This is a genomic window from Nocardioides sp. NBC_00368, assembly GCF_036090055.1.
Classification (GTDB): Bacteria; Actinomycetota; Actinomycetes; order Propionibacteriales; family Nocardioidaceae; genus Nocardioides.
This window is the reverse complement of record NZ_CP107970.1, coordinates 4,744,315-4,757,502: the sequence shown is the minus strand read 5'-3', so window position 1 is coordinate 4,757,502 and position 13,188 is coordinate 4,744,315. Positions and strand designations below refer to the sequence as shown.

The window sequence follows — 13,188 nt, the reverse complement described above, 5'->3', positions numbered from 1 at the left end:
CGCTAACCCGACGGCGTCCGCTCGGGGCGGGGCTCCGTGCGGCGCAGCCACGCCGCGGGGCGGCCGACGACCCATTCGAGCGGTCCCGGGCGACCCCAGGCAGTGACGGCGGCGCCGATCGCCAGCACGACGAGCACATGCAGGACGTACGTGTCGGGGGTCTCCTGCGGCCAGACCGCATCGGTCCTCATCACCACGTGCAGCGTGTAGAGGGTGAGGGTCATCGTGCCGGCGCCGAACAGCACCGCCATGCCGGTGCGCCACCGGGACGGCAACCGCAGCGCGATCATCTGGCAGGCGCCGATCGCGAACATGGAGCTGCCGATCGTCTGCGCCAGGTCGAACGGCGTGGACGAGTGCGGCGCGACGACCAGCAGCCACTGCCAGCCGTCGGCCGGCGTCTGCCCGTAGAGGCCGTGGCTCATCGAGGTCAGCGCATCGTCGATGTCCATCCCCGGGTATTCGCGCAACAGCACCTCGGCCACCGACGGCAGCCGGGTCAGCCTTCCGGACAGCCAGGTGGCCGAGACCGAGATGATGACACCGCCCGACCAGAGCATCGAGACCACCAGCCGGTTGCGCAGGTCGATGCGGCCGATGGCCATCCCGATCAGCAGGTAGGCCAGCCACGGGACGGCCGGGTAGTAGCCGGTGAAGAGCAGCTCGGCGAGCAGATGGCCGGGTTCGATCAGATGGGACGGCTCCGGGCTGTCGAACTGTCGCGGCGGCAGCATCGGCCGGACGACCTGCGCCAACAGCGGTCCGAGGACGGCCCAGACCACGCCGAGCAGCCACAGCCACCGCGCCCGCAGCCCGAGGAACGGGATGGCGATCAGGAACAGCACGCCGTAGTAGGTCAGGATGATCGCGATGTTGGTGCCGAGCGAACCGAGCACCAGGCCGAGCGCGGCGATCAGCACCGCCCGCGCGGCCAGGCCCAGCGACCGTGAGGCGAGCACCCGGCCCCGCACCGGGTCCTGACGACCGGTCATCAGCGCCAGGCTGACCCCGGCGAGCACCGCGAAGAGCGCCGCGGACCGGCCGCCGGCCACGGCCTGGATCCTGGTCAGCTCGCCGGTCGCGTCGACCGGGTCGAGCACGTGCGTCGCCATCATCCCCAGCAGCGCCAGGCAGCGCGCCACGTCGACACCGACGAGACGCGTCGAGAGTCGATCGGTGAGCGCGGACATCGCCCCAAGAGTAGAGATATCTCACGCAGCCCGCGGGTTCACCCACCCACAAGACCTGCTTTACCGTGGGAACGATGTCCGTAGATACCGCCCTGACCCGCTCGTGGGTGGGACACGATGCCGGCAGCAGCGGCTATCGGCGCGTCCTGATCGGCCTCTTCGCCGCCGGGATCGCGACCTTCGGGCAGATGTACTCCACCCAGGGCATCCTCCCCACCGTCGCGCACGCGCTCGAGGTCAGCGAGGCCTCAGCCGCGCTCACCGTCTCCACCGCGACGCTGGGGCTGGCGGTCAGCGTCCTCGGCTGGTCGTGGGTCGCCGACCGCATCGGCCGGGCTCCGGCGATGAAGATCGCGCTCTCGATCTCCCTGGTCCTCGGCCTGCTCACCCCGCTCGCCCCCGGCTTCACCACGCTCCTCGTCCTCCGCAGCCTCGAAGGCCTCGCGCTCGGCGGCGTACCGGCCCTCGCGGTCGCCTACCTCGCCGAAGAGATCCACGTACGCCACGTCAGCCTCGCCGCGGCCATCTACATCTCCGGCACCACCGTCGGAGGCCTTCTCGGGCGGGTCATCACCGGCCCGTTCGCCGACCTCGGTGGCTGGCGGCTGGGCGTCACCGCCGGCGGCGTCCTGTCCGCGATCGCCGCGATCATCGCGATCACCCTGATCCCCCGCGCCCAGGGGTGGGTGCGCCCCACCGGCAAGCCCGCGACGTCCGTACGCGACGGGGTGCTCGCCAACCTCCGCGACCCGGGCATGCTCGTCCTCTACGGGCAGGCGGCACTGCTGATGGGCGGGTTCGTGGCGACGTACAACTATCTGGGGTTCCGCCTCGAGCGCGACCCCTTCGGACTCCCCGTGGCGATCTCCAGCCAGATCTTCTTCGCCTACCTCGGCGGCACCGTCTCCTCCTCCGTCGCCGGCCGCCTGGCCGCCACGCACGGGCGACGAAAAGTGATGCTGACCTGCGTCGTCATCACGATCGTCGGGGTCGCGATGACCTTCCCGGACAACCTCGCGATGGTCCTGACCGGCCTCTTCGTCCTCACCACCGGCTTCTTCGGCGCCCACGGCGTCGCCTCGGGCTGGGTCGGCGCCCGCGCGAAGGTCGGCAAGGCCCAGGCCAGCGCCCTCTACAACCTCTTCTACTACGGCGGCTCGAGCCTCTTCGGCTGGCTGCTGGGCTATGCGTACGTCGTCGGCTGGTGGGGCGTCGCCACCGCCGTCCTCGCCCTCGCCCTGACCTCGCTGACCTGGTCCTGGCTCGCCGCTCGCGACTGACCCGTCTCCCGTCGGTCGAATGGTGAGACGCGCGGGGGAACTGGGTGGGCACTTCGTGGACTTGGTGGGTGTTTCAGTGCCCGTCCAGCCCAGGGATACCCGGCCGACCGGGTATCCCAGCCAGTCAGTCCTGGAAGTGTTTCCGCGCGAACTCGAGCGACTCGCGGAGGTCGGCGACGCGCTCGGCGCGGGAGCGGGCTCGCCGGGTGTTGATCTCGAGGACGATCTCGCCGTCGAAGCCCGAGCCGGCCAGATGGCGCAGGAACCGGTCGGCGCCCATGTGACCACGGCCGGGAACGAGGTGCTCGTCCTTGGCCGAGCCGGTGCCGTCGGTGAGGTGGATGTGGCGCAGCCGCGGGCCGAGCCGCTCGGCCATCTCGATGACGTCGTCGCCCGCGATCGCGGCGTGGGAGAGGTCGATGGTGGTGTTGGCGTACTCCTCGGTCGAGGGGTCCCAGTGCGGCAGATACATCGGCGTCGAGCGCCGGGCCGCCCGCCACGGGTACATGTTCTCCACCGCGAACCGGAGCCCGGTCGAGCGCTCCAGCGTGGCGATCCCGTCCACGAACCCGGCCGCGTACTCGCGCTGCCAGCGGAACGGCGGATGTACGACGACCACCCCTGCCCCGACCTCGGCGGCCATCTCGGCGGACCGCTCGAGCTTGCCCCAGGGCTCGAAGCCCCAGACCTGCTGGGTGAACAGCAGCGTCGGCGCGTGGATCGCGACGATCGGCAGGCCGTGGTGCTCGGCGAGCTGCTTGACCGCATGCGTCTGCTGCGACAGCGCATCGATGCCCACCATGATCTCGACCCCGTCGTAGCCCACCTCCGCGGCGTACGTGAAGGCGTGGGCGGTCGACTCGGGATAGGTCGAGGACGTCGACAGCGAGATCATCGGGGTCTCCTATTCGGACCTGCCGAGATCGGAACTTCCGATGAAGGACAGGTGGTCGAGACGGTCGAGGATCAACCCCTCCCGCAGCGCCCACGGGCAGATCTCGAAGGCCTCCAGGTCGAAGATGTCGAGGCACGCCTCGGCGACCAGCGCACCGGGCACGATCTGATGAGCCCGCGAAGGGCTGACCCCGGGCAGCTCGGAGAGCTCCTCGAGCGACATCTCCAGCAGCTTCGGGATCCAGCGGCGCAGCTCGGCCAGCGGCAGCTGGCGGCGTACGCGCAGCCCCTCGCCGCTCGGGGCGGCACCACAGATGCGCGCCAGCGAGCGGAACGTCTTCGACGTCGCCACCGCCATGTCCGGATGACCGTCGCGCAGGATCCTGCCGGCGTCCTCGGCGATCGCTGCGCGGATCATCCGGCGCAGCTCCCGCAGCTCCTCCTCGGCCGGCCGGTCGCCGAAGTAGCTGCGCGCGAGCCGGCCGGCGCCCAGCGGCAGCGACCAGGCGACGTACGGCTGCTCGTCGAGTCCGGCCGCGATCTCCAGCGAGCCGCCGCCGATGTCGAAGACGGCGAGCCGGCCGGCCGACCAGCCGAACCAGCGGCGTACGGCCAAGAAGGTCAGCCGCGCCTCGTCGTCGCCGGGCAGGACCTCGATCTCGACCCCGGTCTCGGCATGTACGTGGTCGAGCACCTGCTGCGAGTTGCCGGCATCGCGCACCGCCGAGGTGGCGAACGCCAGCGTCTCCGAGACGCCCTTCTCCTCCCCGACCCGCACCGACTCGCGGGTGAACTCGGTCAGCGCCTCGACCCCCGCCTCGGTCACGTCGCCGGAGGCGTCGAGGTGCTCCGCCAGCCGCAGCGGCTGCTTGAACGAGAACGCCGGCAGCGGGGCCGCCCCGCCGTGGGCGTCGACCACGAGCAGGTGTCCCGTGTTCGATCCGATGTCGAGTACGCCCAGACGCATGGGTCTACGCTACTTCGCCGCGACGCCCCGCGCGCACGCAGTGTTCCAATGCTCGCTGTGCGGACGACGTCAGCGCCCGGCCGTGGCCGCGGCGCGCTCGGAGCTCCCGGCGGGAACGGAGACGGCAGGCTCCCCGATCCGGGCGTTGACGGCCCCGGCCACCACGACCACCAGCGCGGCCGCAGCAGGCAGGAGCAGGGCCGCGTCGGTGCCCCAGCGCTCGGCGATGTCGCCGGTGACCGCGGAGGCCAGCGACTGCCCGAGGATCACGGCGGAGCCGAGCATGGTCATCACCGTGGCGGATCGGCCGACCGGGCTGCGGCGGGCGCCGAGGCCGTACTGGGTGACCAGGGTCGGGCCGATGCCGAGACCGATGACGAGCAGCGCGAGGACCATCCCGGTCACCGAGGAGACGCCCGGCAGGGCGAGGGCACCGGTGAGCATCACGCCGCCGAAGACGAGCCAGCGTGCGGTCGCGGTGAAGCCCACCGGGAAGACGGCGACGCCCAGCGCCAGCGCGGCAGACCCGACGCCCATCGCGGCGTAGACCAGGCCAGCCTGCTCCGGGCGGCCGTGGTCGGCCATGAACGCGGTCAGCGAGGTGAGCATCGAGCCGAAGAAGAGGCCGACGCCGAGGATGCCGACCACGATGACGACCACACCAGGGCGGGCGAGCTCGCGCAGGGACCCCGCGGCCGGCGTACGTCCGGCGGAGACCTGTGCGGTCGCGGCGCTCGGGTGGAGGGCGAAGGCGGAGACGAAGGCCAGGGTGAGCGCCGCCGCGGCGACGACCGGCGCCCACGGGTCGACGGCGACGGCGAGGACGCCGGCGACGACCGGACCGACGATGAAGACGATCTCGTCGGCCGCGGACTCGTAGGCCATCGTCGAGTTGAGCACCCGGACGCGACGCCCGGGGACGACGTACGCGGAGATGATCGCCACCAGCCGCGACCGCGACAGCGGCGCGATCTGCGGGGCGGTCGCGCCGACCAGGAAGGCCACGGCCAGCACCGCCACGTCGGGCAGCGGGCTGTAGACGACCCAGGCCATCGCGCCGAGCGCCGCGGTGCTGGCGACGCTGACCGCCAGCAGCACCCGACGCTGGCCGAACCGGTCGACGGCGGCACCGAGGATCGGACCACACACCGCGGCACCGATCCCGACCATCGCCGAGTTCAGACCGCCGAGCGCCAGCGACCCACGGCCCGCGACGACCAGGGTCAGCACCCCGACGACCATCATCGCGTACGGCAGCCGCGCGACCAGCGCGAGCGGGAAGTACGTCCCTCCGACGGCGCGCACCAGACTCTGCTCGCGCTGCTCTGACATCTCTTTCGAACCTCCCGCTGCGAACCGCGGCTCTGTGCCGCCTTGGTCCGCCGGCGGGGCCAGCGCGAGGTGATACACACATCGGACACGGAGCGGTCGCTCCGCACCTACAAGGATACGCCGCTCGCGTCACCCCTCCGGAATCGCCGCAGAGTCGTCTTGGTCACGGTTCCAGGTCGACCACACCCCTGCCGCTGAGGATGTCGAACGGCACCGAGACCTGGTCGTGCGTGATCACCCAGGTGCCGTCGATCCGGCGCAGCCCGTACGTGACCCGCACCCACATCCCGGACGTGGCGGCGCCGTTCTTCATGGTCCCGCTGAGCCGGCCGAAGGCATGCCCGAACGCCACATCACCGCCGATCGTGAGCGCCAGGTCCCGGAGCTCGTAGTCGACCGTCTCGAAGACCTCGAAGACCCTCGACCAGTTCGCGAGCTTCGCCTCGATCCCGACGTGCTGGATCGGCGGCTCCACGTCGAAGGAGACGACATCGGGTGCGTACGGCTCCCGCAGGATGTCGAGGTCCTTGGCCCGCAGTCCCTCGATGATCCGCTCGATCCGGCCGCGGATCGCGGCCTCGTCCACGGCGCTCATGACCGCGCTCCCGAAGCGCCGACCAGGCCGTCGGTGGCCCGCAGCGGCGCGAGCGCCGTGCTCCATGCGACGACCTGGTCGAGCATGGCGGTCAGCGCGACGGCGTGACGATCCCCGGGCACGAACGTGGCATGGTTCTCGAAGTCGGTGAAGAGCGAGAGCTCCACCAGACGGCTCACGTCGGCCATGCCGAGCGTGCCGCACACCGTACGCAGCTGGGCGACCGCCCGCGCACCGCCGCTCACTCCGTACGAGACGAAACCGACCGCCTTGTTCGTCCACTCCGCGCAGGCGTGGTCGATGGCGTTCTTCAGGACGCCGGGCATGCCGCCGTTGTACTCCGGGGTCACGATCACGAAGCCGTCGAACGGGGCGATCCGCGCGGCCCAGTCACGGGTGTGCTGGTTCGCCGACGGCCCGAACATCGGTGGGACCGGCTCGTCGAGGTGCGGGAGCGGGTGGTCGACCAGGTCGATCAGCTCGAAGGTCGCGTCGTCGCGGCGCGAGGCCAGGTCGTGGACCCAACGGGCGACCTGTGGGCCGTTCCGCTGGGGGCGGGTGCTGCCGAGGATGATGCCGATGCTGATCACGTACGTCTCCTTGTCGGGTTTCCGGCGGGTGTGCTGCCCCTCCGACGACGCAGGCGACCGAAGTGTCAGGCCGGTCTCACAGATCGGGTCGCTGTTTCGTCGGACCGGTTGTAGACATGCAGACCGAAGGGAGCCGCCATGACCGACCCGCACCTCGCCGAGGTGATCGGTGAGCGCCGCCAGCTCATCAACCTCGCCTACCGCCTGCTCGGCTCGCTCGCCGAGGCCGAGGACGCGGCGCAGGAGACCTACACCCGCTGGTACGCACTCACCGAGCAGCAGCGGGAGGCGATCGACAACCCCGGCGCCTGGATGACGACGGTCGCGAGCCGGATCTGTCTCGATCTGCTCGGCTCCGCACGAGCCCGGCGGGAGCACTACGTGGGCGACTGGATCCCGGAGCCGGTCCCCGGCGGCTGGCTCGACGGCCCCGGCTTCGCTCCGGCCGATCCCGCCGACCGGGTCACCCTCGACGAGTCGATCAGCATGGCCTTCCTGGTCGTGCTGGACTCGATGACCCCTGCCGAGCGGGTCTCCTTCGTCCTGCACGACATCTTCCGCTTCACCTTCCCCGAGATCGCCGACATCGTCGGGCGCACTCCGGCCGCCTGCCGCCAGCTCGCCTCCAACGCCCGCCGCCGCATCGACACCTCCCGCGACCACTCGGCCACCGAGCGCGCCGACCTTGTCCGCAGCTTCAAAGAGGCGTGGGAGTCCCACGACATCGAGGCCCTCGTCGGCCTGCTCGACCCGCAGGCGGTCGCCACCGCCGACGGCGGCGGCCTGGCCCTGGCCTTCCTCGAGCCGATCAGCGGCGCCGAGCAGATCGCCGGCGCCTGGATGGATATCGCCGCGCGCGCCCCCGAGGTGACGCTCCAGGAATGTCTCGTCAACGGCCAGGCCGGCCTCGTCGGCCAGGTCGACGGCGCCACCGTCTCCGTCTACGCCTTCGACGTCGCCGACGGCCGCATCACCCGCATCTGGGCCGTACGCAACCCCGAGAAGCTCGGTCCCTGGCGATCCGAATGATCCCCTCATGCCACATATGAGGTGCAGACCACCGAAACACAGGTTCGGTTCAGCGCAGGGGCTGCCACTCCGACCGTTCAAACTCAACACCAAGAGCGACCATGAAATTCTCTGGCGTTGCCCCAGCGTCGGCCGCGACAGCGAGACTGAGAAGGTCGGGCGAGTTGTGACCACTGCCAATCATCGCGACGTCACCTGACTCGATCCGAAAGGCAGCGATCTCCACCTGAAGACCGTCGAATTCCACGACCTCGAACGCGAGCCCGATGGCCGCAAGATCAGCCTTGCTGACGTTGAACGCCGCGATCTCTCCCCACCTCACGTGGTCGACATCTGCCCAGGCAAGTGCAACAAACCGGCTCACGACGTCCCCCTACGTTGCCTCGTACGTGGTCTCACGCCCTCGTCCACCCGACACCACCGTCGCCATCCGCTTCTCGCGCAGCGCGGTGAGAGCCCGTCGCACGACCGTCGGAGACAGACCGGTGCGCTCGACGAGGTCAGCCACTCCGACCTGACCGCCCTCGATCAAAGCTGTCAAGACTTGCTGCTGCTTTGCACCGATCAATTCGACCATTGTCGTGGGGGTCCGTGGCGCCCTGTGCCTCGTCGCCTTCACAATGGCGGTGAACTGAATCCCGGTGTCGACAAATGTTGGACGGGGAAGGCCCTGACCATCGAGCTCGGCGTTGACTCGGATCAGACCTGACGCCAATGACTCGACGACTCGGACACCGCCCGGCGCGGAGACATTGACGCCGAGAGCAACCAGCTTCGCGTTCCTGGAACGGCTGATCGCCTCGCGACCGAGCCGTTCAACCGTGAGCCCGTAGAGACCACCAGGGTTGGTGATCACCAGGCGATCTCGGTAGATGCGGAGGTGGATCGCGATCCCCTCCGACCAGGGCGCCAGGTCTCTGTGGACGAGCGCGTTACCGACCAACTCACGGATCACCGAAACGGGGAACGCAGGTACGTCCCTCAGATGGCCGTCCGGCCCGGAGACCATGACGTAGTCGACGTTCTGGGTGACCCAGTCGACTGCAGATGCGAGCATGCGCGGTATCGAGCCACTCAGAGACTTGGCATTTCGGAACGATCCATCGGGCTCAACCCGAGCGACGTGCACCACGAGTCGAGAGAACCAGGTCTGGGGATACTCGCCGAGCATCATCAAACCTGCCACTGTCAGCTCCCCTGCCCCCGTGACGACTCCACCGTGTCTGAGCAGGTCCTCGTCATCGAACCGCCCCAACCCGCTCGGATCTTCCCGCCTCACTGTGTCGCTCCAAGCAGCCACAGCAGACGCCTCGAGATCAGCGACGGACGTACCCGGAACCGGAGCCATATCGAAGTGCGGGGCCGCGCGGTTGCTCAGAAAGCCCTGACGTTCGAGGTCCGAGAGCTGGAAGTCGCCGTCATAGCTGCGCACCCATGACTTGCCCGACACGTGAGTGCAGGGCTTGAAGGCAGCATCACACTCCCCCACCTCTGCGACCACGACGGGCTTCGAGTCGACCACGGCATCGGAGATCGAGATACGGACGTGCGGCGTGAAGTCCTGGGCCTCGTTTCCGAGTCGCTGCTTGAGCTTCTGTACGTCGTAGACGCCTGTCGGCGTGAACCCGCGTCGCTCGTCCAGGCCGAACACGATCGCGCCGCCTCCTGGTGTGTTGGCGAGAGCGCCTAGCGACTCCAACGTCGTCGACGGGTAGCCACCGGCAGCTGACTTGACCTCGATGGCGGCCGTGTCGCCTCCAGCGAACCTGAGCGTGCGCAGGATCTCCTCGATGTCCATCCGTGCCTCCCGAAGACAGTTGTACGTCAAATGCACCTCAAATGTACTCAGCGAGGTACATTTGAGGTGCATTTGACGTACAACTGCGCGCCGCACCCGCCAGAGAGGCTCACATGCGAGCCGCCCACGCTCCGCGACGTAGGCTTGCGAGATGCCCGAGGTACCCCTGGATTTCCCGCGCGCGTGGGTGGAGTTCGTCAACCCCGACGACCCGGACGAGCGGATGCGATGCGACCTGACCTGGTTGACGTCGGCCTACTCCTGCATCTTCGGCAACGGCTGTCCGGGGATGTTCAAGAGCTCGCCGGACGTGGGGTGCTGCACGCTCGGGGCACACTTCGCGGACGAGGAGGACGAGGCGCGGACGGCGGGCTTCGTCGCCGAGCTGACGCCGGAGATCTGGGAGCAGCACCCGGGACGCACGGTGGAGACCGACGACTGGGTCGAGCTCGACGAGGACGGCGAGCGGAAGACCCGGGTCACGGAGTTCCGTGGGCAGGAGTCGTGCGTCCTGGCCAACCGGCCGGACTTCCCCGGCGGTTCGGGCTGCGCCCTCCACATCCTGGCCGCGAAGGAAGGCCGCGAGCACTTCGAGACGAAGCCGGACGTGTGCTGGCAGCTGCCGATCCGGCGTACGTTCCGGGATGTCGAGCTCACCGACGGGACGACCTACACCGAGGTGACGATCACCGAGTACGACCGGCGCGGCTGGGGGCCGGGCGGCCACGACCTCGACTGGTACTGCTCCGGCAACACCGAGGCCCACCTCGCCGTCGAGCCCGTCTACCTCACCAACGCGGCCGAGCTGACCGAGCTCATGGGCAAGGCGGCGTACGCCGAGCTCGTCCGTCACTGCGAGGCGCATGTCCGGTCGAGGTCCGCGCTGGCGCTCCATCCCGCCAGCCCGCGCTGAACCCCCGGGTGTATCTCGACATCAAGAGATAGCGACCCTGGATTGGTTTCTCTCTCAGGGAGAGTTCAGAATCGTTACATGCGCCTGGACCATGTTTCGTACGCTGCAGGACCCGATGGCTTGGTACAGACCGCCAAGCAGCTCGGTGAGCTGCTCGGCCAGGAGTTCGTCGACGGCGGCGTCCACCCCCGCTTCGGCACCCGCAACTACATCCTCCCGATGCGTGGCGGCCTTTACCTCGAGGTCGTCGAGGCGCTCGAGCACCCGGCCAGCGACAAGGCCCCGTTCGGGCAGGCCGTCAAGGCCCGCTCCGCACTCGGCGGCGGCTGGATCGGCTTCGTCATCGGCGTCGATGACATGACCCCGATCGAGGAGCGGCTCGGCCGCAAGGCTGTCCCCGGCAACCGCCACCTCCCCGACGGCCGCGAGCTCCACTGGCAGCAGATCGGCATCAACGGCCTGATCGCCGACCCGCAGCTGCCCTACTTCATCAAGTGGGAGACCCCCGAGCTCCACCCCGGCAACGCCGGCTCCGACATCACCCTCACCGACCTCGAGATCTCCGGCGACCCCGAGCGGGTCAAGGACTACCTCGGCGACGAGCTGAAGGAGCGCGTCGACCCGTGGACCGGCAAGCCCGCCGAGAACGTTCACATCGACTGGGTCGCCGAGCACGGCACCCCGGGCCTGCTGGCCGCCAAGTTCGTGACCCCGCGCGGCGAGGTCCGGATCTGACCCGGCGCGGGTGGTCGAGCTTGTCGAGACCCCCCGTCGAGGAGACATGAGCCGCGTTGACCTCCCCGGCGCTACAGGCGCGATCCCGTCCCCCAACATCTGGAACCACACCGCGACGTACGAGATCGAGAACCGTGCGCTCGACCCGCACGGCCGGCTCTGGTCCGCGATGGCCGAGGTGGCACCCTGGGCCGGGCGGGACGTGCTCGACCTCGGTTGCGGGACCGGTTTCTACCTGCCGAGGTTCGCGGAGACCGCCCGCACCGTCACCGGCATCGAGCCGCACCCGGACCTGGTGACGCTGGCCCGGCGGCGTACGAAGAAGCTCGAGAACGTCACCGTCCACAACGGCGTCGCGCAGCAGCTCCCGCTCCCGCCCTCGTCGGTCGACGTCATGCACGCCCGCTGGGCCTACTTCTTCGGTCCCGGCTCCGAGCCGGGACTCGGCGAGCTGGACCGGGTGATGCGCCGCGGCGGTGTGGCGATGGTGATCGACAACGACGGCTCACGCTCGACCTTCGGCGGGTGGTTCCGCCGCGGCTACCCGAAGGTCCCGCCGCCCGACGAGCAGGAGCGGTTCTGGTCGATGCACGGCTGGACGCGCGTCCCCGTCGACATGGACTGGTCCTTCGCCTCGCGCGCCGACCTGGAGGCGGTCGTCCGCATCGAGTTCGACCCCGCGACTGCGGCCGCGATCCTGGAGGAGCACCAGGGGACGTACGTCGACTACGCCGTCAACCTCTGGTGGAAGCGCTTCTGATCAGCAGAGCTAGATGTACTCGGCCATGAGGTTGGTGACACTCCGGGTCGGTTGTTGACGTAGCGAAGACCTCCGGGTGCGGTGGTTGCTGTCTAGGTCATCCACCGTCCGGAGGTCTTCGTGTCCCACCGTAATGCCCGGCTGAACTTTCGTGGCCGGCAACTCTTGGTCCAGCGAGTCGTCGAGGACGACTGGGCCGTCGCGCACGCAGCCAAGGCCCAAGGCGTCTCGCGCCAGTGCGCGCACCGCTGGATCGCCCGGTTCCGTGCCGAAGGCGAAGCCGGTCTACACGACCGGTCCTCGCGTCCCCACCACTGCCCGAATCAGACACCGGCCGAAGTCGAGGAAGCGATCGTGGTCAAGCGCCACCAAGAGCGCCGCGGCCAGGACTGGCTCGGGCCCGAACTCGGTGTCCCAGCACGGACCGTGGGCCGGGTCCTACGCCGCCACCGCGTCCCGTACCTGCGTGAGTGTGACCCGTTGACCGGGGAGGTCATCCGGGCCTCGAAGACCACCACGGTGCGCTACGAACGCGACCGGCCCGGTGAGCTGGTCCATGTCGACGTCAAGAAGATCGGCAAGATCCCCGACGGCGGCGGCTGGAAGGCCCACGGCCGTCAGATGGGGTCAACCTGGGCCAAGAAACAGGCCCGGATCGGCTACGACTACGTGCACTCGATGGTCGATGACCACTCCCGAGTGGCCTACTCCGAAATCCTGCCCGACGAGAAAGGCCCCACCTGCGCAGGGTTCATCCGCCGGGCCGCCGACTACTTCGCGGCCCACGGCATCACCCGCATCGAGCGGGTCATCACCGACAACCACTTCTCCTACCGCAGATCCAACGACGTGGCTGAGGCGATCACCACGCTGGGAGCCAAGCACAAGTTCATCAAGCCCCATTGCCCCTGGCAGAACGGCAAGGTCGAAAGATACAACCGCACCCTGGCGACCGAGTGGGCCTACCGCCAGGTCTACCTCACCAACACCGACCGAGCCGCCGCGCTTTCCCCATGGCTCGAGTGCTACAACACTGTTCGACGCCACAGCGCACTCGCAGGACTCCCACCGATCAGCCGACTGTCACCAACGTGATGGCCGAGTA

The 13,188-nt window shown here is 69.2% G+C and carries 14 protein-coding genes; 6 read left to right on the top strand and 8 right to left on the bottom strand.

Annotation, left to right across the window (positions count from 1 at the left end; all coding sequences use genetic code 11):
- Window positions 1-2: 2 nt before the first annotated feature.
- Window positions 3-1,190 (bottom strand): heparan-alpha-glucosaminide N-acetyltransferase domain-containing protein, encoded by a 1,188-nt coding sequence (locus OG984_RS22705; RefSeq protein WP_328528447.1) that lies wholly within the window; start codon window positions 1,188-1,190, stop codon window positions 3-5.
- Between the two features lie 74 nt (window positions 1,191-1,264).
- On the opposite strand from OG984_RS22705, the gene OG984_RS22700 reads away from it, so the two are divergent.
- Window positions 1,265-2,470, top strand: a complete 1,206-nt coding sequence (locus tag OG984_RS22700) for an MFS transporter (protein WP_328528446.1) — start codon at window positions 1,265-1,267, stop codon at window positions 2,468-2,470.
- A 124-nt stretch (window positions 2,471-2,594) separates the two neighbouring features.
- Here OG984_RS22700 and OG984_RS22695 read toward each other — a convergent pair whose 3' ends face one another.
- The 5 genes from OG984_RS22695 to OG984_RS22675 all read right to left on the bottom strand — a co-directional run bounded on the left by OG984_RS22695 (window position 2,595) and on the right by OG984_RS22675 (window position 6,848).
- Entirely contained in the window at window positions 2,595-3,365 is a 771-nt protein-coding gene (locus OG984_RS22695; protein ID WP_328528445.1) for a sugar phosphate isomerase/epimerase family protein, read from the bottom strand.
- 9 nt (window positions 3,366-3,374) lie between these two features.
- Window positions 3,375-4,331, bottom strand: a complete 957-nt coding sequence (locus OG984_RS22690; protein ID WP_328528444.1) for a Ppx/GppA phosphatase family protein — start codon at window positions 4,329-4,331, stop codon at window positions 3,375-3,377.
- A 69-nt stretch (window positions 4,332-4,400) separates the two neighbouring features.
- On the bottom strand, window positions 4,401-5,663 hold the full coding sequence (locus OG984_RS22685; RefSeq protein ID WP_328528443.1) for an MFS transporter: 1,263 nt from the start codon (window positions 5,661-5,663) through the stop codon (window positions 4,401-4,403).
- Window positions 5,664-5,826: 163 nt separating this feature from the next.
- A complete protein-coding gene (locus OG984_RS22680) occupies window positions 5,827-6,258 on the bottom strand; it encodes a YybH family protein (RefSeq protein WP_328528442.1) in 432 nt (143 codons plus the stop codon).
- Window positions 6,255-6,848, bottom strand: a complete 594-nt coding sequence (locus OG984_RS22675; protein WP_328528441.1) for an NADPH-dependent FMN reductase — start codon at window positions 6,846-6,848, stop codon at window positions 6,255-6,257. The genes OG984_RS22680 and OG984_RS22675 overlap by 4 nt, the downstream gene beginning before the upstream one ends.
- Window positions 6,849-6,986: 138 nt before the next feature.
- On the opposite strand from OG984_RS22675, the gene sigJ reads away from it, so the two are divergent.
- Window positions 6,987-7,877 carry an RNA polymerase sigma factor SigJ gene (sigJ, locus tag OG984_RS22670; RefSeq protein ID WP_328528440.1) on the top strand — a complete coding sequence of 297 codons (891 nt, stop codon included), beginning with the start codon at window positions 6,987-6,989 and terminating at the stop codon, window positions 7,875-7,877.
- Window positions 7,878-7,926: 49 nt separating this feature from the next.
- On the opposite strand, the gene OG984_RS22665 is transcribed toward sigJ, so the two are convergent.
- On the bottom strand, window positions 7,927-8,241 hold the full coding sequence (locus tag OG984_RS22665; RefSeq protein ID WP_328528439.1) for a hypothetical protein: 315 nt from the start codon (window positions 8,239-8,241) through the stop codon (window positions 7,927-7,929).
- Between the two features lie 9 nt (window positions 8,242-8,250).
- Window positions 8,251-9,675 carry an ATP-binding protein gene (locus OG984_RS22660; RefSeq protein ID WP_328528438.1) on the bottom strand — a complete coding sequence of 475 codons (1,425 nt, stop codon included), beginning with the start codon at window positions 9,673-9,675 and terminating at the stop codon, window positions 8,251-8,253.
- A gap of 151 nt (window positions 9,676-9,826) precedes the next feature.
- Between OG984_RS22660 and OG984_RS22655 the strand changes: the two genes are divergently transcribed.
- From OG984_RS22655 to OG984_RS22640, 4 genes are all read left to right on the top strand, one after another.
- Window positions 9,827-10,588 (top strand): hypothetical protein, encoded by a 762-nt coding sequence (locus tag OG984_RS22655; protein ID WP_328528437.1) that lies wholly within the window; start codon window positions 9,827-9,829, stop codon window positions 10,586-10,588.
- 78 nt (window positions 10,589-10,666) lie between these two features.
- Window positions 10,667-11,323 carry a VOC family protein gene (locus tag OG984_RS22650; RefSeq protein ID WP_008354842.1) on the top strand — a complete coding sequence of 219 codons (657 nt, stop codon included), beginning with the start codon at window positions 10,667-10,669 and terminating at the stop codon, window positions 11,321-11,323.
- Between the two features lie 46 nt (window positions 11,324-11,369).
- Window positions 11,370-12,083 (top strand): class I SAM-dependent methyltransferase, encoded by a 714-nt coding sequence (locus OG984_RS22645; protein ID WP_328528436.1) that lies wholly within the window; start codon window positions 11,370-11,372, stop codon window positions 12,081-12,083.
- 120 nt (window positions 12,084-12,203) lie between these two features.
- Window positions 12,204-13,178 (top strand): IS481 family transposase, encoded by a 975-nt coding sequence (locus OG984_RS22640; RefSeq protein WP_328528435.1) that lies wholly within the window; start codon window positions 12,204-12,206, stop codon window positions 13,176-13,178.
- The last annotated feature ends 10 nt before the right edge of the window (window positions 13,179-13,188 follow it).

Excerpts from the sequence above, each read along its gene's own strand:
- OG984_RS22705 (WP_328528447.1), bottom strand. The coding sequence starts at position 1,190 with ATGTCCGCGCTCACCGATCGACTCTCGACGCGTCTCGTCGGTGTCGAC.
- OG984_RS22700 (WP_328528446.1), top strand. The coding sequence starts at position 1,265 with ATGTCCGTAGATACCGCCCTGACCCGCTCGTGGGTGGGACACGATGCC.
- OG984_RS22695 (WP_328528445.1), bottom strand. The coding sequence starts at position 3,365 with ATGATCTCGCTGTCGACGTCCTCGACCTATCCCGAGTCGACCGCCCAC.
- OG984_RS22690 (WP_328528444.1), bottom strand. The coding sequence starts at position 4,331 with ATGCGTCTGGGCGTACTCGACATCGGATCGAACACGGGACACCTGCTC.
- OG984_RS22685 (WP_328528443.1), bottom strand. The coding sequence starts at position 5,663 with ATGTCAGAGCAGCGCGAGCAGAGTCTGGTGCGCGCCGTCGGAGGGACG.
- OG984_RS22680 (WP_328528442.1), bottom strand. The coding sequence starts at position 6,258 with ATGAGCGCCGTGGACGAGGCCGCGATCCGCGGCCGGATCGAGCGGATC.
- sigJ (WP_328528440.1), top strand. The coding sequence starts at position 6,987 with ATGACCGACCCGCACCTCGCCGAGGTGATCGGTGAGCGCCGCCAGCTC.
- OG984_RS22660 (WP_328528438.1), bottom strand. The coding sequence starts at position 9,675 with ATGGACATCGAGGAGATCCTGCGCACGCTCAGGTTCGCTGGAGGCGAC.
- OG984_RS22655 (WP_328528437.1), top strand. The coding sequence starts at position 9,827 with ATGCCCGAGGTACCCCTGGATTTCCCGCGCGCGTGGGTGGAGTTCGTC.
- OG984_RS22650 (WP_008354842.1), top strand. The coding sequence starts at position 10,667 with ATGCGCCTGGACCATGTTTCGTACGCTGCAGGACCCGATGGCTTGGTA.
- OG984_RS22645 (WP_328528436.1), top strand. The coding sequence starts at position 11,370 with ATGAGCCGCGTTGACCTCCCCGGCGCTACAGGCGCGATCCCGTCCCCC.